This window comes from Lacihabitans soyangensis, from assembly GCF_024343775.1.
Lineage (GTDB): Bacteria > Bacteroidota > Bacteroidia > Cytophagales > Spirosomataceae > Leadbetterella > Leadbetterella soyangensis.
In genome coordinates, this window is the sequence record NZ_RJUF01000013.1 from 14,424 (window position 1) to 38,216 (window position 23,793).

Consider the following 23,793-nt stretch of genomic DNA (forward strand, 5'->3'; position numbering starts at 1 on the left):
AATTCAAATATAGGATGAGTTATGTTGAAATTTTCGACTGAAAGTTATTTTAGGAGTTTTTCATCTCGGTTGATAATTCCGAACTGCATTTTTCAAGATTTCCTCTTTATCTAAAGTCATTCTTTTTGGTTTTTTGGCGATATAACTCTCTATCTGATCACTAAAGTGTGGGCTGGCTTCGTTCGTGGAGTTGCCATAGTTGAGCATCGTTTCTATTTCTGGCAAACCCGTTTTTGAAAATCTTGCTAAGGCAATATAAGATTCTCCTTGCTCTACTTTTACTTTCCCGTCTTTGTAAGGTCTTGCATGAGAGGCTGTCAACACATCGGGCATTCCCCACATCGGTTTTTCGATGTTACCTCTCACCAATTTTTGGTAATCGCCCAATAAGATTTCGGTATTTCCAAAGTGCGTCATCATATATTCTTTGGTCGATTTTAGAGCTTCTAAAATACTCTCCTTGCCGATTTTTGGCCTATTGTTGTAGTCTATGGTTTTTATGTTTTTTCTAAGTTCATAAAAAAGAATCAAAAAGGCAGCAGCCCCTTTACTATCTACATCCGTCTTTCGGTCCCATTTCTGAATTCTATCTATAAGTGTTTCTAAATCAGGGTATTCTTTTGGGTTGAGTTGGTATAATTCGTCTATTTCAACCGAGAACTTTAAATTCTTTGGAAGTTGATTGTCATATTTTATTCTTTTGAAATCCTCATAACTCAGTTTTTCATAGACACCTATAAGCTCTTCAAAACGCTCACTACGATTGTTTTGTAGGGTTTCATAGCCCATTGTTGGGTCAAAATCTTTGTTATTAAGGTTTTCTTTTTTATCTGTGGCGTTAAAAGGTGAGTGGTTGGTGTTGAACAAGTAGCCACTTTTTGGATTCAAATATTGTGGTAAGTCTTTAAGCGAATGGAAAGCGGTTGTTAGCGTTTTTGAGGTATTTCCAGGCACTGTATTTTGCCAATCATAACCTTTTTTTCTGAGAGGAATTTTCGCATTACTCACGTAAAAAATAGTGTCGTTTTTGTCGGCATACATGGTGTTGAACATTGGTATGGCCACCATTTCCATGGCTTTTCGAAACTCAGAATAGTTACGGGCTTTGTTCATTCTGTACCATTGTTCCATGCCTCTGATGTCTTGATTTGCCCCCATTCTCATCGAAAAAGTGCCTTTGGCATTGGTTACTGTGGCTCCGTATTTGCTCCAATAGGCCTTCTTTTTTACAGGAATATTTATTCCTTTTATATTCACTTTTAGTTTGATGGTTTTTTGTTCCAGATCTAGCCATTGTCCATCATATTTGTATTGGTTTTTGTTGGCTGGGTTTATTTCTAGCTGGTAAATGTCTATTTTGTCGGGGTAATTTACTGTGTGAGCCCAACCAAGGTTTTCGTTTACGCCCAAGGAAATCACTGGAGAACCTGGGAACATTCCACCTAAAATATTGAGGCCTTCTTCACTTACCAAATGTGCCTCATACCAAGCCACTGGGCCTTCCAAGGGCTGATGTGGGTTAATGTTTAGATATGTTTTTCCATCCGTAGTTTTTGATGACGAAATAGCAAAGGCATTGGAACCTGCTGCTTTAAAATTGTCAAGTGTTTTGTTATTTCCTTTAAAAAGACTTCCCAGTTCACGGTCGGCACCAGAAATCACACACAAAGAAAACGTTATGGAAGTCATATAATCTTTGGTGGTGATAGGAAACGATTTTTTGACCAAAACTTCTTTCGGGTGACTCTTGGCGTAGGAATTGATACCTTCCACATATCCCGAAATCAACTTTTTAAAGTCTTCGGATAAATCGGTATCATATTTTTCATCCACAATTTCTCTACATCTCAGCAACTGAACAGCATAGTCCGCGGCTGCTCCGTCTTTTCCTTTGAGCTTTCCCAGCATGCCTTTCCCAATTAACATCGTTAGTTGCATAGTTTTGAAATCGTCTTCTGCATTGGCGTAGGCCAAGCCATAGGCTACTTCGGCATCGGTTTTTGCAAAAATATGTGGTACACCCCATTTATCTCTGACAATAGAAATGTTTTCTGGGTTTATTTGTGCAAAAGAAGCAATAGAAAACAAAAAGAAAAATAAGAATTTCATATAATAAGGTTGATAAGCGATTAGAATTAGAAATATACGCATTTCTATCCTTTCAGTTGCTGTTTTAACCCTTTAAAATGAAAATTGTTATTTCACAAAGGCATTTACGGCATTGTTTCGAGTCACAACATGTGTTTTCAGAATAGGTAAAGCAGCCGTAAATTGCGAAACGTTGGTCAAATTAGAATAAGGAGCAGCCTCTTTCTCAGAACCATTGACAAAGGGCGTTATCAAATTCGTGGCATTGTCAAAAAGTGCATTCATTTTGCTAGTAGTAAAGGTGTTATCGTTAAACTCCTTTACGTAAGCTTTGTATTTTGCATAATATACCTGGTCTTCCGAAACATATTTTATCAGAGGCCAGGTGGTAGCTACTCCCGAAAGGTTGAGTTTTACGCGTTCTTGGCTCGTCAGGGCTTCGTTGTTGTCCCAAGGTATCCAAAGCAATTTTTGCGTGGAATGATTGTATAAATAATGGTTGTGGGCCATACCGCCATAGGTATCCCAGTTTACAAGTGTCGTGTTCACGGCCAGCCATTTCACAAACTGATCCATGTTCATGTATTTTTCTAGATTTGCTCGCCAAGCAGCTGCGTCTGAGGTGCGATTTGAGGCGTTTAGGGCAGTAATAGCTCCTTTTACGTCTGAAAAATCCGCCTCGGTTTTGTTGTTTTTCTTCTCAAAAGTAGCTTCCGAAAAACTCGTGAAGTTAGACTCTGGCTTGTATATATTTCCAGCATCTTCGCCCAGTTGTTTTTTCAGCATGGTATCATCCACTACTTCAACCATGGTGTAGACGCCGCAGTATTTGTGACCATCGCCGAAGTCGATATAAACTTTATAAAATGACGTTTGAGCAGCAGGAATTCCTGCCATTCTGAAGATATCCGCGGTCACTTTTTCTCTAATCAGTGAATTGTCTTTTACACCAGCCGAAAACGATAATTCTTTGAATCCGTAAAATCTCTGGTCGTTGATTTCGGGATGGGTATCTTCATATTTATCAAAGTTTAGTCTGAATGGAAGCTTGTAAATGCCTGATCTCCAAGTAGAACTCAAGGTAGAGTTTCCTTTCAAGCGAAAGCCAACATTTTCCCACTTTTTGCCATTAAATTTTATACTCGTTTCCACATATTCAGGTTCTTCCCCAAAGCTTGGTACCGCTCCTCCGTTTCCACCAGGAGGTAATCCGCCACCACCTTGTCCGCCGCCGCCAGGCTGTGTTCCTCCACCTACTCCAAAAGTACCCTTACTTTTGGCTACCATATCAGCTTTGATGGCTTCCCAATTGGTTTTTCCAATTGTGATTTCTAGGGTATTTACTTTGTCTTGAGGAAAAACAGTGTTGTAGTCGGGCTCAACATCATTGCTATGGCTAGCTTTTGTCCAATCGGGATTGGTGGCAACAGTTTCAGGGTCCACGTCATCAGTTGTGTTTTTGTCAACGCATGACAACAGCGAAAGAATCAAAAGGGCATTAAGAAGATATTTCATATTGAGGCGATTAGGTGTTCTAATTTTCAATACGCAACTAATTTCCCTTTTGTTATTTTTTTGTAAAAAAAATATTAAGCCGTTCAGAGAAACTTTACACCAGTCCAAAAATCTGCTTCATCATTACCCATTTTTCGCCGGGTTTGGCCATGGGTAATGCTTGTTGAAATGTCCACATGAAGTTTTCCCATTTCTGAACAATAGGATTTTCGGCATCGGCTTTCGATTTAGCCTCAAACGAAAAATCATCCACGGTGTCCATAATCATAAACATTCGGGTGCCAATTCGGTAGATTTGCATGTCGGTTATGCCGGCTACTAGTATCGTTTCTCGAATCTCGGGCCAAATGTTCTCATGAATTTTTTCATACTCGGATATAGAAGCCTCGTCGTCTTTTAAATCTAGGGCAAAACAATATCTTTTCATATCAAGCCGCTTTTTTGTGACCTACCAATCCATAATACAAAACCACTATAAAACACACCAAAGGTACCCAGTAACCCACCTGAATGTTGTCGTTTGAATTGTCGATGATGTATCCCATAATAACCGGGAAAATGGCACCACCTATAATGGCCATAACTATCAGAGAAGAAGCAGGTTTGGTGTTTTCTAGCATATCCTCTATTCCTAATGAGAATATTGTTGGAAACATTATTGACATGAAAAAGCCCAAGCCACCAAGGGCGATTACAACGTTTTTTCCATCCGCATAGATAGCCACTAAACTCAGAATGATACATATAGTTGCATAAATTGAAAGCAATTTTGATGGTGTGATATATCTCATTAGAAATGTTCCTACAAACCTTCCACTCATAAATAGCAAACCGTAAACTATACTTAGATAAAAGCCAGCTGTTTTTTCGTCAACCCCTCCACCTGAAATGGCCATTCTGACAAAAAAACTCGTTACACAAACTTGTGCCCCCACATAAAAGAATTGAGCGATTATTGCCCAAACTAAATGTTTTCTTTTTAAGGCACCGCTTATTGATCCTTCTTCTTTACCTGATTCTTCAATTTTAAATTCAGGGAATTTCAAAACCATAAAAAGTACCGCTATCACCAATAAAAATCCACCCAAAATCATGTATGGCATTTTTACAGATGCAGCTTCTGAAGTCAAATAGGCTATTTTTTCAACTTCTGGTAAAAGATTAAGTTCCTCGGAAGAATACTCTTTGCCTGACAGAATGAAGATGGTACCCACCATAGGGGCTAAAAACGCCGCTAATCCATTGAAAGATTGAGCAAGATTCAGCCTTGTGGTGGCATCTTTGGCATCACCTAGTTTTGTTGCGTAAGGATTGGCGGCGGTTTCAAGTATGGTCAAGCCAATGCCTATAATAAATAATCCCAAAAGGAATATGCCATAAGTGCGTGAATTGGCAGCAGGAACAAACAAAAAAGCTCCCAAACTGAAGACCAATAAACCCAGAATTATGCCCTTTTTGTAACCAAATTTTTTCAAAACTAAACCTGCAGGAATTGCCCCTAAAAAGTAAGCCAAATAAACTGCTGTATCTACAAAAGTAGATTGCATATTGCTCAGCTGTAATGCTTTACGAAGGTGAGGGATAAGAATACCGTTGAGGTTGTTGGCAAAGCCCCACATAAAAAACAAGCAAGTGACCAACACAAACGGGACCAAGTAATTGGGTTTATTTTCTTTCATTTAGGGTTAAATTTTTTGCAAGGTAATTTTTTCGGGACAAAACTGGAAGAAAGGTCGCCTTTTTTTGATAAACACATAATTTATTAATAAACACATAGGAGCATAGAACACATAGAGACCTATGATAACTATGTGCCTATGTGTTTAAAAATATCCAAACCTATGATCCCTATATGCCTATGTGTTTCAAAAAAGACAACCACTCAAAACTTTCCGTACCTTTGTATATGGAAAAAATCTTAGCAAAAATAGGCATTGAAGCATTGAATAAAATGCAGATAGCTACTCAAAAGAGTATTTTAGAGCATCCGAATACCCTTTTATTATCGCCAACGGGTTCGGGCAAAACTTTGGCGTTTTTGTTGCCTTTACTCCAAATTCTTAAACCAGTTGAAAATCAAATTCAGGCCATCATTCTGGTTCCGACCCGTGAGCTGGCTTTACAAATAGAGTCCGTTTGGAAAAGCATAGGTTCGGGACATAAAATAAGTGCTTTTTATGGTGGCCACAGCATGGAAGTGGAGGTAAACAGCCTTAAAAATCCACCGGCATTGTTGGTGGGTACACCAGGCCGAATAGCCGATCATTATACAAGACATACCATAGATTCTAAACAAGTAAAAACCATCATTTTTGACGAGTTTGACAAGTCGCTGGAAATGGGATTTCATGAACAAATGCAGTTTATATTGGAGCGATTGCCTAAATTGAAAAAATACATATTTGTATCTGCTACTCAAGGAATTAGCTTGCCTAGTTTTCTGAATATCGACAGCATAAATACTATAGATTTTATAAATGATGGCCAACGAAACCAAGGCTTGGCTTTGCGATATGTTAAGACCAACAACAAGATAAAATCCTTAAATATTCTTCTCGGACAAATTAGCCAGACTCCGACCTTGATTTTCTGTAATCAGCGAGATGAGGTAGAAGAAGTGGCCAATCTGTTGACCAAAAACGGTATAAATTGCGGTGTGTTTCATGGTAAGATAGAACAGATTGACCGTGAAAAAGCTTTGATAAGATTCAGAAATGGAAGTGTAAGGTATTTGGTGAGTACCGACTTGGCTGCCAGAGGTTTGGATATTCCTGAGGTGGAAAACGTGATACATTATTCTATGCCTTTTCATGAGCAGGAGTTTGTACACCGTAACGGCCGCACCGCCCGAATGAACGCCTCTGGCGTAGCTTATTTCTTTTTAGAAGAAGGACAAAGAACTCCGCAATACATTGCTCAGTTGCCCGAAGAGTTGGCTTTAGATCAAAGCCCCAAGGCTGTTACCAAAGAATCGTGGACCACACTTTATTTTAGTGGAGGCAAAAAAGACAAGATAAACAAAATAGACATTGTAGGTTTTTGTTTGCAAAAAGGCGGCATAGAAAAAGAAGCTTTGGGCAAAATAGAAGTACAAGATTTCGCCTCCTACGTGGCTATTGCAACACCCCAAGTTCCCTTATTCCTCAAAAACATAAAAGACCAAAAAATTAAGGGAAAGAAATTGAAGATTGAGGTGGCTAGGTGAGTTTTAAATGCTCTACGATGGTTCTACCATCGTTGGGGCTGTAATCGAGTTTTACCCGATTAAAGATAGGTAGTCCGAATGTAGATTATATATAAAATGATTGGAAGTCTTTATTATGAACTTGGTTTTAGGCAAGTATAACTTGCAAGACACGGCACAACGGTATAATAACTAAGAGCAGAATAAACCAACATAGAATTTAAAAATATTTAAATATCAATGCCAAAAAGAAAAATTTCTAATCTAGACTTAAAAGTTAAACTATTTAAAGAGTATCTGGATAACGGAGGGGTCGAAAAAATCCTATTTAGAGATTTGTTGGATGATTTAATCAAAGTAAAAAAAGGATCTGACGGCAAAGTTGACCCAAATACTGTAAGCTCAGTAGTTAATTCCGCAATGTTAAACATTCTAGAATCTCATTTATCGCCTCCGTTTTTTCATAGAGAACATATTTCGGAATATAAATCCACACTTCAGAAAAATAATAGTTTTGTTCAGGAAAATATCGATTCTGAGAAGCAATTCAATATGATATACAAAAAATATGTAGCTGAAAAAGATACACTTTTTCGTGGTCAAAGAGAAGCTAAATGGAGACTATATAGTAAACTTCAAAGATTATGGATTTTAGAGAAGCTTTATGAAAAGTACGACTTTAAAAATTTTTTAAAAAAATTAATTGAGTTAGGAAAAGAAAAGTATAGCATTAATATTCAAGAGTTGCTAAATGAAAATCATATTGACTCAACAAATTCTATCTCTGTATTAGCTTATTTACAACACCATGAATGCCCAACCCCTTTATTAGACTGGACTTATAGTTTTCAGAATGCTTTATATTTCGCAATTGATGGGCTTGAAACTAATAAAGGAACCATTGAAATTGATGATTATTTTAGTGTGTATTATGTTGAGGAGAAATACTTTGAGGCTGGAAGTTTTAGGAAAATTATTTTTGATGATCTAGACAAACAAGATGCTCTGGAAATGGCTGAAATGATAGAAATTATTTCAAACGGAGACGAAAATAAGAAAAAGGAAATGACTGAGCATTTTGCAGGGAGAAGAGTATTTGACAGAAATAAGTTAAATGGATCTGGTTTCATTTCACATATGACAAATATTGATTATTTGATCAACTTCCCAATTGGTTATTTCAGCGACAGAGATAAAGACACAGGCATATTATTCTCTCTTAATAACAGCAAAAACATCTTAAACCAAAAGGGCGTATTTACTTGGAGTGCGGATCCAAGTAAGCCAATTGAATTAGTAGGCGATGAACAATTCAAAGAGGGGAAAACTGAAGAGGATGCTAAAGGTTATAGTTTTTGCAGTTGCTTCAACATCCATAAGAGTTTGGAATCCCACATTCGAAAACAACTCGATGCTGATGGCATTACTAAAGATTTTATATATCCAAGCCCAGATATTAACACTTGGGAGGTTTTCGAAAAATGTAAGAAAATGGAGTAAAGAGGAACAGTTAGTTCTTCCAACCGCAACGATGGTGGAACCATCGTAGGGCATAGTTCTAAATATAGTCCAATAAATTAATTTAATACCAAATGTTACATAGATATTTAAATCTACAATCTATTCTGTCAGTCCTTCCTAAGCATAATGCTAGCTGAAACTCGTTATCTTACTAATTTCCAGAGTTTAGAAGTTTGACTTCTTTCATTTCGTTCAATTGTTTAACGCTATCGATTTGTATATTCTCTTCCATAATGCATTTTGGGATCACTTTATGATTGATTAGTTTGTCTGTCCTGCTTTTAATGTAATGAATGTATTCTTTCCCTTGCTCTTCAGTTAAAACACCACTAGTTGTTTTATCTTTAATCTCTTGCATTATTGTTAAACTTTCAAGTAGAGCTTGATTATGTTGTTTTTGTTTATAAAACTTATGGTTAGTGAAGAAGTCCCACATTTCTTTAAATATTAAAAATAAAGATTTTGCAGTTTCGGCAGTGGTTTGTACTGCTAAATTTGTATTGCTACCAGAATCCAATAAAATTATATCTAATTTATCATCCCCTTCTGAATAAATTTTTGAAATGGTTGTTACTAATTCTTTTAAATTAGTGAAAATGTCAGAGTAAACACTTGCATCCAAACTGTCTTCTTCGATTGTAATTTGAAAGATTAAAATACCTTTATTCAATTGTGTTTCATTTTTTTGAAGCAAAATTTCATTTAAAAATAACTTTTTTGTGAGATTTAGTAATTGTACAAGTCCTTGATGTGTACTCCAAAACCTTTTTACCGGAACTTCTATAAAAAGATTGTACGGTATAGCTTTGGTAAAACACCTTGCAAGAAAAGACAAATTTTCCGAATCATAAATTTCGTCCAATTCTAAGTCAACCAAAATTTTCTTGAATTCTTTTTGGTTATTCAGTATATCATAATTGCTTTTTGATTGAAAGAGAATTGGAACTAATTGCGAAAAATTGAATAAGTTGTTGTCGGGCGAATCAAAAGATTGGTCAAATATTTCTATGAATTCAATAGAGTTTAATTTAGTAATTAAAAAACTCAATTTTTTTACAAAATCTAGTTTTTGCATTAATTTTTTAGTCGATTATGTTAGTAATTAATATTTCTTATAAGTTGCCATCAATTCATAAATTCCCACAAAAATCGCAGTAGTTTTTAACTTGTTTTGATTCCCTTGATAAACTGATACGTTGTGAAGTGCCTACTTATTTTCTGATAAACAAATATACAAATCCATTACAAAAGAAAAAATTAATCTTACTACCTAAAATTCAATATTTTTAGAGTCCTTTCTTGAAGTCTGCTAGGCTCAAAAAAAACTTTTAATTCACCCCCCCACTTATTCATATCAATTTCATAAAAAAGGCTTCACTTTGTAGTAATATTAGAATCCCAATTTGCGTAAAAAACAGATTGTGGAATACCTTTCGGCTCGATTAATCAGTAAACCACTTTTACTCAATATTTGGTGCTTTGTTGCGGCTTTTGGGGCTTATTTTTGCACCTACGCCTTCAGAAAGCCCTTTTTTACGGCCCAATTTGAGGGTTATGTGCTTTGGGGTATGAGCCTCAAAAGCGTCTATATCATCATGCAAGTGCTGGGTTATATGAGCTCCAAGTTTATCGGCGTAAAAATCATCTCGGAGCTTCGGCCTCAGCAAAGAATCAAACTCATTATTTCGTTGATATCCATCGCGGGTTTGGCCCTTTTGTTTTTTGGCTGGGTACCAGCACCCTATAATCTGCCATTTTTGTTTATCAACGGCCTGCCTTTGGGCATGGTTTGGGGTGTGCTTTTTAGTTTTTTGGAGGGACGGAGGTTTACCGAAATATTGGGTATTGGCTTGAGCATCAATATGATTATGACCTCGGGTATTCTGAAGTCGGTCTATCTCTATATTCAAGCTTATAGTGGTTTCTCTGAGTTTTGGATGCCCTTTGTGGTGGGGGTTATCTTTTTGCCTGCATTTGCCGTTTTTGTGTGGATGTTGAGTAAAATACCGCCTCCAAACAAGGAAGAACAACAAGTAAAAGTCTCTCGCAAACCGATGAACAATGCCGAAAAAGTTAAAATACTTTCCAAATATGGTTTTGGAATCTTAACCATCATATTGGGGTATGCGTTTTTCACTACGCTCCGAGATTTTCGAGATAATTTTGCGGTCGAAATTTGGCATCAAATTGACAGCAATCATTCTAAATTGATTTTTGCGAAAACAGAAACTATTATAGCATCTGTAGTCATGGTGTTTTTGGCGTTTATTGCTTTTTTCAAAAACAACCGCACGGCCTATTATGCCATCACCATCATGATTGTTTTTTCATTACTTTCTATATTGTTGAGTAATTATCTCTTTCGGGCTGGCATTATTTCTCCGCAAATTTGGATGACTACGCTGGGTATTGGCTTTTATTTGCCTTATCTGCTGATTCAGATTGCTTATTTTGAACGACTTATAGCTTACCAAAGGATTAAGGGCAATGCTGGTTTCTTTGTGTATATGTGTGATAGCGTGGGATATTTGGGTAGTGTAGTCCTATTGTTTTACAAGGAATTTAGCAAGAAAAGTATAAATTATAGCCAGACACTTTTGGAACTGAGCGAAGTGACTGGCTATTTAGGAATTTTGTTGATAGCGACGCAGTTTTTCTTTTTTGAAAAGAAATATAGCAAACAAAAAGAATATGAGTTTAGCGAAACAATTGGTTGATTTTGGCTTCGGCATAACCCGCACTGGTGGTCATTCCTTTGCCGCCAATACCGGTTCTGATTTCGATATTTTCTGATATTTTATGCTCAAAAATCCCTTCGGGATGTTGGGCATAATAGCCTGCCCACGTTTGGGTATAACTTCTTCGGGGAATGTTCAAAATCAATTCTGCCGCGTTTTTCATGAGGTCGTTGATATAATCGCTTACGCCTAATCCGAGATTTTCTACCTCACTCACTCCAGCATATTCGTGCGAGTCGCCCACGATAATACTGCCGTCAGGCAATTGCTTGAATAGTATGTGAATACCCCATTTTTTGAGTTCCAATAAATGATTGGGGGTTTTGAGTTTCGCAAAAGATGGACATTCCTCAAATGATTCGTATCTTCTGATAGTGAGGCCAGTAAGAATGTTGGCTTTGAGGTTGAATTGCTTTAAAGGCAGCGTTTTCATTATCTGCAATTTGCTCACTATCAGGCCACTGTTTCGGTAGATTTCGGGAAACAATAGATTGAAAACATAACCGCTACAAATGATGACTTTCTCACTCAAAAATACCTCTCTGGCCGCTGTTTCAACTTTTACTTCTCCGTTTTGTTCTTCCACGTTGATGACGGCGGTGTGGTTTCTGTAGTCAACACCCAACTTCTCCACACAATAAGCTATCAGTTTGTAAATAAACTCCGAGGAGTTTACGCTGTATTCTTTCGGATAAAAAATAGAGCCTTTGATGTAGTCCGAATTTATGTCGGGGAAAAGTACTTTGGTGGCAGTTTTGGAAAGAACTTCTTGGGTATAGCCAGCTTTATTGTGTAGCTCGGCAACCTCATTTATTAAATTCAACTCCTCTTCGTCAGAGGCTATGTACACACTGCCGTTTTTAACCAATGTGAAGTCAGCCTCGGCTTGCAGTTCGTCAAAAATCTCCAAACTTCTGATACCGAACTTTTGCCAGTAAGCATCTAAGCCAGAAGGAACCACCTGACCGAAGTTTTGTATGGTGCTACCAACTGGTCGATTGTCTTTTTCGAGCAATAGTACTTTTTTGCCCATTTTGGCTGCATGTAATGCATGGAAAGTGCCCATTATGCCTGCACCAACTATTATTAGGTCGTATTTTTTCATCATGATAAGTAACTTTTCAGTTCCGACAAATCGGCTAACAGACCATCGTTTGGATAGCCTTCGAGTTGAGCTCGGCTGTGGGTGCCGTTACAAATACCGAGACTTAGGGCCACCCCAGCACTTTTGCCTGATTGTAAATCAGATGGTGTGTCGCCTATGTTTATGACATTTTTTATGTCACTGATGCCCAGTGTTTTTACTGCTTTTAGGATCATATTGGGCTGCGGTCGGCCTTTTTCTACTTCGTCAGAAGCTATCGAAAGGTCGATGATGCCTTTTCCTGAAGCATTAAAATATTCTGAATTGAGGCCTTCAAGCCAACCCAGTTTGTTAAGAATGATGTTTGTTACTTTTCTGTAAAAACCTGTTGTTAGGGCTATATTTATATGGTTTGCTCTTAGATACTCAAATATTTCAAGGCAATGGTCGGTGGGTAAAATGCTGTGCTTGAGGTAATGTTCTTCTAAAATTCTTGTAAAGTTTTCATAGCTATATTGTACGTTTTTGGCAAAATCTGGATGTGTATCGCCTATTTTTTCATTCCAGAGCATTCTGAATACTTCTATTTTTGAATAACCCTGAAGGGCTAATATTCTTTCTTCGGTGACATCTAAGTTGGTGAATTTACATGCTTGAGCAAAGCATGTTTCTACTTCTTTTTGGTCTCTGACAGTAGTGCCTGCCATGTCAAATATGACGAGTTCTATATTTTTCATTTTGTTTTTACCAATACTTCGCTAAGACGCAAAAGGATAATTATCTTCCTCTTTGTCTTAAGACTCGTTGTTTTATATTTTACAAAAATATGGAACTGGATTTTTAGGGAGGTTAAGCCAGTGTTAAATTATAAATAGGGTTAAAGTTAGTAAAATAGGACTCAAATATACTTTGTGTGCCTTGCCAGGCGGGCTTACTTTTTTTCAAAAAAAAGTAACAAAAAAACACTCACAAAAAATGAGTCCTCATGGAAAATTTGAAATTGGCCTTTGAGTTTTTATCGGAATTGTAGATTTCAAATTTTCCAAACGGACTTTTTTGTGATTATAAGGAAACATTTCTCATTATTTTTGTTTCTAATGAATCATTTAACACCTACTTAATGATTTGGTTATTTTGGGTTCGGAAATTTGCAAAAAAAACGAATGCAAAGACGTGGCCTTTTAAAAAGTCTCGGACTGATAACAGGTGGACTGGTTTTACCGAAAGAAATTTTAGCCAAAGAATCTCCTAAAAAGAAATCCATTCGGATTGCCCATATAACAGACACGCACATTCAGCCTCACATTGGTGCTGCCAAAGGTTTCGAGAAATGCCTTCATCATATTCAGAATTCAGAGCAGAAAGTTGACTTTGTAATTAACGGAGGGGATGCCATAATGGGCTCTCATCATGCTTCAACTAACAGTATCTCAAAACAATGGGAATTGTATAAAAGTGTTATAAATTCTGAGAATAAGCTGCCCTTTTACAATTGTGTGGGTAACCACGACATTTATAGAAAAAAAGACGATTTGCAGGGTTTTGAAGACGGTAAAAAGGAGGCCATGGATCATTTTGGGATGAACAAAACCTATTATACATTTAATGCTGCAAACTGGAAAATTATAGTTTTGGATAGCGTTCAAGGCAAACTAAATTTAAAGGGGTACCAAGGGAAAATAGATGAAGGACAATTGGATTGGCTTAAAAATCAACTCAAAGAAACGCCAAAGGAAACCCATATTCTATTTGTTTCTCATATTCCCATTTTGTCTGCTTGTGTGTTTTTAGATGGTAAAAACTTTAAAAACGGTGAGTGGCGTGTTCCTGAAACTTGGATGCACGGTGACGCCGAAGATTTAGTAGAACTGTTTGCCAATTATCCCAATATCAAACTGGCCATCAGCGGGCACATTCACTTGACAGATAGAATTGAATACAATCAGATAACTTACTGTTGCAACGGTGCCGTCAGTGGCAACTGGTGGATGGGCAATTACAAACAAACCAAGCCCGGTTATGCTCTTGTTGATTTGTATGAAGATGGCACTTTTGAGAATAAATATTTGAGTTATTCTTAAAATTTTCTATTATTTTAGTTCCAAACTATTCAATCGCTTCTCATGAAAAAAATATTACTTTTTGCTTTTATTTCTATACAGTGTTTTAGCCAAAAAACGGAGAATGTTTTTCTGATAACCTCTGATGGACTGCGTTGGCAGGATGTTTTTTCTGGAGCTGATTCAGCAATTATTTTTAATAAAACATTTACTCCTGATTCGGCCGAATCTGTGAATGAATTTTGGGCTAAAACACGACAAGAAAGAAGAGAGAAGTTTTTGCCTTTTATTTGGAAAACAGTTGCCAGCCAAGGCCAAATTTATGGCAACAGATGGATAGGTAATTTTATGGATGTCGACAATATTTATCGTTTTTCTTATCCCGGTTACAACGAATTGCTCACCGGATTTGCCGATGTTGAGATCAATTCTAACGATAAAAATTATAACAAGAATGTAACGGTTTTGGAGTATCTCTATAATCAACCAAAGTTTAAAGGAAAAGTGGCGGCCTTCAGTACTTGGGATGTTTTTCCGTATATCATCAACGACAAAAGAAGTGGTATTCCGGTGAATTCTGGGCATGAATTGGTGGAAGGCAAACTTTCTCCAAAACAAGAATTACTCAACGAAATCCAACAAATGGCTCCACATGCCAAGGCCGAGCGACACGATTTTATCACCTATTTTCAGGCTAAAGAATATGTGGCCTTGAACAAACCCAAAGTGATGTTTATTTCTTTTGACGACACAGACGGCTTCGCCCATGCCGGTAAATACAAAGAATATCTACAGTCTGCTCATGCTTTTGATAAATACCTGAGTGACCTCTGGAATTACTGCCAGTCGCAACCACAATACAAAGACAAAACTACGTTTATCATCACCACCGACCATGGTAGGGGAGACATCGTGAAGTCGGAATGGACCAGCCATGGCCAGAGAATCAGAGATGCCGCACAGATTTGGATGGCGGTAATTGGTCCTGATACACCTGCCAAAGGCGAAGTATCTACTAAGCAAAACCTTTTCCAAAACCAAATTGCCAAAACGCTGGCTGCTTTTTTAGGTTATAATTTTGAAAACGGTAAAGAGATAGGCAAAGTAATTGATGGATTAAGATAGACTTCGATTGAATTGTTTTATGTTTCTTTTCAATAATACTAACCAAAGATATACTTATTAAAAACAGATTTTTCCAACGCTTAACTTGACTTTGCTTCGTGTGTTAGCCTTTAGTTCTTCATGCAGTGCCTGTTTCATAAATAATACGATTTCGGTTTTTCATTATGTTTTCCAAATTCGTTTTCTGCTGACAGAGGTTGGTTTAAATACTTGCTAATTTATAAATATGGAGACTTTATTTCTGTAGTAAAATTTCAATTTCCTTACATATGGCTTGTACAGATATCATCAAAATTTTCAAAAAATCATCTTCATAATTCTTCGAGTAACATGCTCTACTTTACAAAGTAAGCCATCTGTTATTCTTACGATTTCTAATGCTTTGGACATAATTTTTTATAAAAAAAGCCTAAAAATAGGTCCTTTTGTAAGAAATGAGTTAAAGAATGTAAGAAATGAGTTAAAGGTCTAGGTTGGAGATTTATTAATTTTGGTAAAACTTAATTGCCTGAAACTCATGAAAAAACTAATCTCTTTTGGAAGTAGAAAAGAATTGGATCCCGAACAGGTTGACTTCCTGAAAGCCGAAATTAACTACACGCACATTTATCTCAACGACGGCTCAAGGATACTGTCTTCTACATCGCTAGGAATCCTCGAATCACGTCTTAAGCCCTTTGCTTTTTGTCGCCCAAATCGTTCGCATCTGGTCAATGCACGATTTATAAAACGAACTACTGAAGATGCTCTCGTCTTACAGAATAATGAAATTGTGAAAATATCAAGGAGAAGACAAAAAAGGATATTGAAAGCTATTTAATTGCCCAATTATTTTATTGAAACTATGAAAAAAAACTTCTACTTACTGCTTATTATTTTTATTGGCCTTGGCCACGGATTATTGGCCCAAACCAAGACTTGGGTTGGGGGTACTGTTGGAAATCTTACAAGTTGGCATGAGCCAAATAATTGGAGTCCTTCGGGCGTACCTACCGCTACTGATGCTGTTTTGCTCAATAGCAATACAACCAACGACCCAATTATCAGCTCTGCGGCAGTCGCAAAATCTATCGATATTTCTAATGGAGGTTGTCCGCTTACGGTTCAATCCACAGGTAGTCTGACTCTATCTAATGTTGGAAACCCTATAAATATCAGTCAAGGGTCTATCACAAATAACGGAACAATAACTGCTACAAATACTAGAGCAAGCCAGCCTGGTAATGAGGGGGCTTTAAGAATGACAAACGGTAACTTTTATCAGTACGGAACATTAGAATTAATTGGAGGAAATACTTACGGAATTAGTATTTCTGGTGCTGCCCCTTGTGAAATTACCTGCTACTCAGGCAGTAATACCACAATAAGTGGCACAGACGGTTTGAGATTTACCACTACCACTGCTTTTATAGATATGCGTGATGGTTCGGTCATGAATATCACTGGCACTACAAGGGGAGCTTTTCTGAACCCTGGTAAAGTACAAGTAGCGGGGAAATTAACCGTAAACGGTAACGTAGAACATACAGGACTAGATGGTCTTTTTCAAACCTCAAATTGTGGCAGTATTACCATTAACGGCAATTTAAGCATGAATAATCAATCAGTGATTACCAATCCGGGTTCATTTGTAGTTACTGGAAATCTGAATACAGGCAATGGATTTACAAACAACGGCGTGGTCAAATATGGAACTACCTCAGGTAACCCAATTAATAACAGACGGGCGTTGGTTTTTGATACGAATAGTCCAACTGGGGTGTTTACCATCTCAACCTTGGCAGGAAATACCACCAATATTGGTGTTTTTAGCGATGCTGCTGCCACGGTTTCGGCTGGTACTTATACGGCTGCAACCAATAGATTTGATATTTTAGCTAGCTATGCGGAAGGAACTTATCCACTATACGCCAAAATGACGCAGATAACCTGCAACTACATTGTGCCATTTAATTTTACAAAAGTGATTGGTAGAAAATATGTAAAACCAACTGCTTCGGGAACTGGTGATGGCTCTTCATGGACAAATGCCTCTGCTGATTTGCAAGCCATGATAAACGCCTCTGGTGCTAATGATGAAGTTTGGGTAGCGGCTGGTGTTTATAAACCACAAAAAAATGCTGCGGGCAATGCTTCGCCATCTGATGCAAGGGATAAACTCTTCGTTATGAAAGCTGAGGTGAAAGTTTACGGTGGTTTTTCTGGTACTGAAACGCTTTTAAATCAGAGAGATTGGGTAAATAATAAAACAATTCTATCAGGTGACATAGACAACAACGATATAAATACAGACGGTAACAATATCAGTGAAAACCATACAGATATTGTTGGAAATAATGTCTATCATATTGTAGTTTTTGCAGGATTGAATAGTACCAATTCCAATAATATTTTGGATGGATTTATTCTGACAGGGGGCAAAACCTCCCCTTCCAGCACTTCTACCAATCAAACGGTAAATACGGTGCCAATAAGCTCATTTAGGGGAGCCGCTATTTTGGTTTCTGTTGCTGGGGCTACCATTAAAAACTGCGTAATAACAGGAAATTCATCTGATGCAGGTGCATTTTATATAAACAATCAAAACGCTTGGGCAAATTTGGTAACTACCCTCGAAAATTGTCAGTGGCTGGGAAATACCAATTCGGGCACAGGTTTGATATTCTTTCACAGAACTTTTATAAATATGATTAATAATGTGATGGCAAATAATACGTCGAACGGTGGAGTGCTGTATGTTTCGAGTAATAATCCAGTCGGAAATGTCATCAATATTAATCATTTGACATTTTATAATAATACTTCAACAAATTCATCCCTTAGCCCTGTTCACTTCGAATCAGGTATAATAAATGTAAGCAATTCGATAATTAGAAATGCGGCATTGACAAGTACCAATATTATTAACAATACTTCAACACTTACGATTTCAAATTCAAATATCTTGGGTTCGAATGTGAATGGTTCTTGGAATGCCGCTTTCGGATCAAATGGTGGAAACAATATAGATATGCCACCATTATTCAGTAATACTGCCAGTATCATAGGTGCAGATAATAAATATTTTACTGCTGACGATGGATTGACGTTGACATCTTGCTCTCCGATGTTAAACAACGGCAGCAATGGATTAACCACCGATATCATGGGCAATACCCGCCCTTTTGAAACGACAGTAGATATGGGGGCTTATGAATTTCAATCAACCTCAACCTTACCCGCCGACGCTACGGGCGTATCAGTGAGTAGTAATTCAGTTACATGTGGACAGTCTGTTACTTTATCTGCCAGTTGTGCAACAGGAACTGTAACTTGGTACAATACTTCATTAGGCGGAATAAGCATCGGCGTTGGTACAGGATTAGCGGTGACAGTCTTAAATAACCCATCGGTTTATTATGTAGCTTGCGAATCAAGTGCTACGTGTGTGAGTGCAAGACGAGTGGCTACGGGTAGTATTACAGTTACCTTACCTGCCGATCCAACCAATGTAACGGTAAGTAGCACAGCTATTTGTCCAAATACGATGGTCTCCTTGAGTGCCTCATGTGCAACGGGTATTCCTGAATGGTACAATGGAGCCTCAGCCCTTTCGACAACTACCCCGTTTACACCTACCGTTACCACAAATACAACGTATTCGGTGAGATGTAAAAATGGAACTTGTTTGAGCAATCCTGTAAATTTACCACAGATAATTGTTTTGAGTACACCTACCGGTATAACTACAAGCATAAGAAATATTTGTGGCAATACCATACCCGCTATTACATTTACAGCTACTTGTGCTGTAGGAACTGTCAGATGGTACAACGCCCCAAGTGGAGGTGCTCTGGTAGGTACTGGAAGTCCGTTTGTAAACACACCTGTCAATCCCGTTCCCGGATTTAATCGTTATTATCCAAGTTGTTCAAACGGTACTTGTGAAAGTAATCGTAGTTCGGGTGAGTCTTTTGTTTACACGCCAGTTCCGAGCAATGCAGTTGCCAGTCCAAATACCATTTGTACGCCTAGTAATGTTACTTTTTCTGCAACTTGTAGCAATGGAAGTATCAACTGGTATACTAATCCAACAGGTGGGTCCTCTATTAGTACCGCAAGTTCCTTTATACAATCGGTTAGTAGTACGACCACTTACTATGCCGAATGTACCCATAATTTTTTGAGTGTATGTTTTACGGATAGAGTAGCGGTAACGGCTACTTTCGAGACTGCACCCACTAGCCCAACAGGTGTTTTGGCAAATAAAAACTTGGTCTGTCCAAATGGAAGTGTTTCTTTGTCAGCCACTTGTGCCTCGGGGACCGTGAAATGGTATAACGCTTCCACCGGTGGGACTTTGTTAGGTTCTGGTAGCCCTTTGGTACAGAATCCAACTGCCAGCATCACTTACTATGCCGCCTGCGAGTCTGGCTCTTGTACGCCAAGTGCAAGGGTGGCCACCGTACAAGTGGTAGTTGGGAATATTCAAAACTCGCTGACGATCACATCAACAATTACTGGAACGCAAAATTTCCTAGCTGGTCAGAGTATCAATGCCAGTAACGTGATAAACGCCCCGGCAAACATCAAATACTTGGCCAGTAACTTTGTTCAGCTTAATCCAGGATTCTCTGTTGGTTCTGGCTCAGTATTCGAAAGTAAAATTGAGAGTATTCAGGCCTGTCCGTAATTTTCCTTTTTTAACTTTGTAGCCATGAAATTTTTTTAAAGCAAAGTAAGTAAAAAACACAAAAAGTCCCCCGACAGGGACTTTTTGCATTTCAAGAAACAAGCATGATTCCAAAAAAGATAAACCATCTTAAATAAATTCATCCCAATTATTTACACCCCACTCTCAGACAAATTGGCCGTTTTGGTATTGTCATCAGAGTGCCTGTCTATCAGCTTGTTGATGGGGTCAATTCCGGCTTTTTTAGGCTTCTCTTTTACTATGATGGTAAAAGTGTTGGCCTTTTTGTTCACCCTGTGTTTTTGAAGATACAGCAAGTTGGGCTCGCCTTTGATATCTTCACCATATACGCCCACGTCTATCCAGTCATTGATGGCGATGGGTTTTTCGGCACCAGAACTGTCCGCCCTGAATTTCTCGCTGGAGGTAGTAATCTTAACTTCAAAAGTCTTATTTTTCAATGCCTTGTATTCCACTTTCTCCGTTTTGTTCTCAAAAAGCGTGATGGTCTCAAACATGTCGGTGATGATGTTTTTCAAAGAGTCAGGTGTTTGAGCCTTGAAGTAGCCCAATAGATCATTGCTAGTCGGATAACGCTTATTTTTAGAATCCGGACCCGGGTACTGCCAGTCTTTCAGGAAGTTTTTCAGTGCCAGATTGACCTTATCTTCGCCGATATAATCTTGCAAAGCAAACATGGCCAGTGAGCCTTTTTGATAATGAATATATCCCTGGCCTTCCACCATATTGAGTGGCTGTTCTTTTTTCCTTTCTACAGACCTACCCCTAAGATATCGGTCGAGTTCATATTTCAGGAACTTCTGCATCATGGCAGGTTTTATGGCGTGTTTCATGACCATTAAGGCCGAATATTGAGCCTGAGTTTCAGAAAGCATGGCGTTGCCTTTTACGTTGGCTTCTGCCACCTGATGTCCCCACCATTGATGACCCAGCTCGTGTGCAGTTACATAATATGGCATGTCGAGGTCTTCGTCGGGATCCGATATTTTTTGAATAAATCCTATGCCCTCGGAGAAAGGAACGGTATTGGCAAATGATTGGGCAAAGTCGGCATATTTCGGAAATTCCATAATACGCATCTGGCGGTACTGATAAGGGCTGAAATTCTTCGAGAAATAATCAAAACTGGATTTCATACTGGACATCATTTTGTCCAGATTATACTCATGCCCTTTGTTATAATATATCTCTAGACTCACCGGTTTACCATCAGGAGCTATCCATTTGTCTTTTTTTACTTCGTATTTGGCAGAAACTATAGAGTAGAAATTACACATCGGTACGTCCATTTTGTAATGGAAGTATTTCCGGTTTTTCTCTTCCCAAGACTTTTGCAAATAACCCGGAGCGATGGCCGTCTGGTCTTTTTCGGTACCAATTACCATCTCAAAGCTGATGTAGTCGGCATCATCCCCAAAAAGACTTTGTGATAGGCCAATCGGGTCGTTTTGCTCCATCATTCTTTCTTTTTCTTTGAGCTTATATTTCCTTCGGGTATCGTCATCGCCGATTTCGTAGCCATTGTTATAGCCGATGGAAGGGAAATAAGTATTATTGAAAAAAGTACCATTATACACCACATTGGTGTTGGATCCCCCAGCCACAAAGCCTTTGGTCTCAAATATGGTTTTAAATGACATTTTGATGGAATCAGACGGAGCCAATGGTTTGTTGAGCGTATGAATGATATAGCCCTGTTTTTCATATTTCCGATTTTCTTTGGCACCACCCTCAAACTTCAGATAGGCCAGTTTCATCTTGTGTTCCACATCGTTTTGGATATGGATTTCACTGATGGGCTTGTCGGTTTTGTTTTTCAGCCAATAATAACCTTCAGCCGTAAAATCTCGGGTTGAAGGATAAATCTCTACTTTCAGATTGACATCTACAATCTTCGGCTGAGGAAGTTTCTCAAATTTCTTCAACAATTGCTCATACGTCACCTGTTCTTTTTCTGACTCTTCCCGGGTTTGGTAGGTATTGATTTTGTTGGTATTGTAAAAAACATAACAACCTGTCAGTAAGGTAGAAAGCAAGGCAAAGATACCAAAAGTCAACACCGGTTTGGTTAGTCTGAGTTTTCCCACTTTTAGTCGGGTTTTCATTAAAGACTCTGAACCACGAACCGACAATACCACCGAAAGTACAAAGAAAACCACTACCATGGAAAGCCAGTAGAGTTTTAACCACGAGAATGAAGTAACAAAATGCCCAAACTTGTTCATGTCAGAATACCCACCCAATCGGCCGCTGCCAAACATAAACAAAGGATGCTGAATGCCCGCGGCTCCCAGGAAGAAGGTAACTAAAAAGAATACAAACATCATGGCGAATCCAATAAATTTGTTGTTGGACATCACTTGTACAAAAAACGAAAGCAATGTATATAACAAAACAAAAGATAAGGTACTGGTAAACATTGACTTAAAGTACAAAGGCAACTCAAAGTTAAAATATCCATGTGCGGCTTGAACCATAACACCCATAAAGATCAGTAAAAGCATGATGCTCAGATTGATGAGCATCATACCGATGAATTTGGCACTGAGGTTTACCCAGTCTTTTACAGGTGTGGCGTCAATAATTAAATGGATGTTGGAGATACGTTCTTTCCAGATGAGTTCACCCGAATAAAACACGATGATGATCAGGAAAAACATATCGAAGCCATCTAACATACCTATCACATTGGCCGTAATGGGGTAGGAGCTGGTGCCGTACATTTTGTCGAAATAAAACGAGTCCACGATGATTTGGACCACACCCACGAATGCAATGGCAATAAACGGCACTTCTCTGATAACCATTCTGAAGTAAAACTTAGCCTGTGTCCACATTTGTGAAAGACTTGTGTTCAAGCCTGAGAATTGCATTACCGAAGGTATTTTTACCAATTCTGGCTTAATTTTTTCAACAATAGCTTCTGACTTATTTTTTCTTTTGAAAAGAGTATTTCTGACCACATTGAAGCTAAAGGAATAATAGGTGCCAATCAAAATCAATAGGGCGAGGCCGCACCATAGCAATCTGTTCCAAAGTAATACTCCTCCAAGCGGTACTATCTGAGAGTTTTTTTGTGCAGGAGTCCAATACTCAGTAAAAATACTAAAGGCCCGAACTCCAAACGGATCGAGCATGGCCGATAAGGTTTTATTGTCAATATCACTGAGCAAAGTGTCCGACACTTGGTACAATACAAAAAGTATAATTCCTTGGGTATAAATCACAATAGTCGAACGACTTAATGCTCCAGCCGCAAAGAAAATAGCTCCCTGAATAAACAAATTGCTGATGCCCCAAACAAAAAACGGCTGCAAATAAGACCAGGCATCGAAGACCAGCATTTCTTTTTCTTTCCAAGAAGGATCCCAAGGAAGAAATTTACCTATTGAATAGCCCGTCATAAAGGCCATCCAGATGGAGCAGTAAATGAGCACCATGACGATAAATGAGCCGAAGAATCTTCCGAAAAGGTAGTCGAACTTGGACATGGTAGTGCTAAACATGAGCGATTCGGTCTTGTGTTCAAAATCCCGCAAAACGGCCACGCCCATGATGGCGGAGGCAATAAACGTGAAGAAGAACGTCATGATGATGGTCATGAATGCCAGGTTGTAGGGCGAGTTTTCTTTGATTTGTCCGCCAGCTATTCCGCCAATCGTGACGAATTTAGAGGTGACTGCCGCGAAACAAAGCAAGAATAATATTCCGAAATAGATATAGGTAGCAGGTCGGTTTTTACGGTAAAAAAACTCAAACCTTATGATTTCTTTCAACATAATTTT

15 protein-coding genes are annotated in these 23,793 nt (G+C 38.2%); 7 read left to right on the forward strand and 8 right to left on the reverse strand.

The genetic code is table 11. The features are described 5' to 3' along the window. Positions 1-60: 60 nt before the first annotated feature. The 4 genes from EGI31_RS06855 to fucP form a co-directional block, all read right to left on the reverse strand. Complete coding sequence (locus tag EGI31_RS06855; protein ID WP_255036451.1) at positions 61-2,109, reverse strand: acylase; 2,049 nt, start codon at positions 2,107-2,109, stop codon at positions 61-63. Between the two features lie 87 nt (positions 2,110-2,196). Further along, positions 2,197-3,603, reverse strand: a complete 1,407-nt coding sequence (locus EGI31_RS06860; RefSeq protein WP_255036452.1) for a CotH kinase family protein — start codon at positions 3,601-3,603, stop codon at positions 2,197-2,199. 94 nt (positions 3,604-3,697) lie between these two features. Further along, positions 3,698-4,030, reverse strand: a complete 333-nt coding sequence (locus EGI31_RS06865; RefSeq protein WP_255036453.1) for an L-rhamnose mutarotase — start codon at positions 4,028-4,030, stop codon at positions 3,698-3,700. A 1-nt stretch (position 4,031) separates the two neighbouring features. After that, complete coding sequence (gene fucP / locus EGI31_RS06870; RefSeq protein WP_255036454.1) at positions 4,032-5,282, reverse strand: L-fucose:H+ symporter permease; 1,251 nt, start codon at positions 5,280-5,282, stop codon at positions 4,032-4,034. A 227-nt stretch (positions 5,283-5,509) separates the two neighbouring features. Here fucP and EGI31_RS06875 point away from each other — a divergent pair, with 227 nt between their 5' ends. Both EGI31_RS06875 and EGI31_RS06880 read left to right on the forward strand, forming a co-directional pair. Further along, on the forward strand, positions 5,510-6,808 hold the full coding sequence (locus EGI31_RS06875) for a DEAD/DEAH box helicase (RefSeq protein ID WP_255036455.1): 1,299 nt from the start codon (positions 5,510-5,512) through the stop codon (positions 6,806-6,808). 219 nt (positions 6,809-7,027) lie between these two features. Then, entirely contained in the window at positions 7,028-8,287 is a 1,260-nt protein-coding gene (locus EGI31_RS06880) for an FRG domain-containing protein (protein ID WP_255036456.1), read from the forward strand. A gap of 172 nt (positions 8,288-8,459) precedes the next feature. Here the strand turns inward: EGI31_RS06880 and EGI31_RS06885 are convergent, their stop codons facing one another. Beyond that, a complete protein-coding gene (locus tag EGI31_RS06885; RefSeq protein ID WP_255036457.1) occupies positions 8,460-9,383 on the reverse strand; it encodes a hypothetical protein in 924 nt (307 codons plus the stop codon). 328 nt (positions 9,384-9,711) lie between these two features. Between EGI31_RS06885 and EGI31_RS06890 the strand changes: the two genes are divergently transcribed. Further along, the gene (locus EGI31_RS06890; protein WP_255036458.1) at positions 9,712-11,025 is read left to right on the forward strand and encodes a DUF5690 family protein; all 1,314 of its coding nucleotides are present in this window, start codon (positions 9,712-9,714) and stop codon (positions 11,023-11,025) included. On the opposite strand, the gene EGI31_RS06895 is transcribed toward EGI31_RS06890, so the two are convergent. Then, positions 11,006-12,154: a TIGR03364 family FAD-dependent oxidoreductase gene (locus tag EGI31_RS06895; RefSeq protein ID WP_310586177.1), complete on the reverse strand. Its 1,149-nt coding sequence runs from the start codon at positions 12,152-12,154 to the stop codon at positions 11,006-11,008. The genes EGI31_RS06890 and EGI31_RS06895 overlap by 20 nt on opposite strands. Continuing rightward, positions 12,151-12,867 (reverse strand): HAD hydrolase-like protein, encoded by a 717-nt coding sequence (locus EGI31_RS06900; protein WP_255036459.1) that lies wholly within the window; start codon positions 12,865-12,867, stop codon positions 12,151-12,153. Before EGI31_RS06900 ends, EGI31_RS06895 begins: the two co-directional genes overlap by 4 nt. 426 nt (positions 12,868-13,293) lie before the next feature. Here EGI31_RS06900 and EGI31_RS06905 point away from each other — a divergent pair, with 426 nt between their 5' ends. The 4 genes from EGI31_RS06905 (at position 13,294) to EGI31_RS06920 (ending at position 19,987) form a co-directional block, all read left to right on the forward strand. Further along, positions 13,294-14,211, forward strand: a complete 918-nt coding sequence (locus tag EGI31_RS06905) for a metallophosphoesterase family protein (RefSeq protein WP_255036460.1) — start codon at positions 13,294-13,296, stop codon at positions 14,209-14,211. A 42-nt stretch (positions 14,212-14,253) separates the two neighbouring features. After that, positions 14,254-15,315, forward strand: a complete 1,062-nt coding sequence (locus EGI31_RS06910; RefSeq protein WP_255036461.1) for an alkaline phosphatase family protein — start codon at positions 14,254-14,256, stop codon at positions 15,313-15,315. Between the two features lie 517 nt (positions 15,316-15,832). Further along, complete coding sequence (locus EGI31_RS06915) at positions 15,833-16,135, forward strand: LytR/AlgR family response regulator transcription factor (RefSeq protein ID WP_255036462.1); 303 nt, start codon at positions 15,833-15,835, stop codon at positions 16,133-16,135. 24 nt (positions 16,136-16,159) lie between these two features. Further along, positions 16,160-19,987 carry an Ig-like domain-containing protein gene (locus EGI31_RS06920; protein ID WP_255036463.1) on the forward strand — a complete coding sequence of 1,276 codons (3,828 nt, stop codon included), beginning with the start codon at positions 16,160-16,162 and terminating at the stop codon, positions 19,985-19,987. 152 nt (positions 19,988-20,139) lie between these two features. Here EGI31_RS06920 and EGI31_RS06925 read toward each other — a convergent pair whose 3' ends face one another. Next, the gene (locus EGI31_RS06925; RefSeq protein ID WP_255036464.1) at positions 20,140-23,787 is read right to left on the reverse strand and encodes an ABC transporter permease/M1 family aminopeptidase; all 3,648 of its coding nucleotides are present in this window, start codon (positions 23,785-23,787) and stop codon (positions 20,140-20,142) included. Between the last annotated feature and the right edge of the window lie 6 nt (positions 23,788-23,793).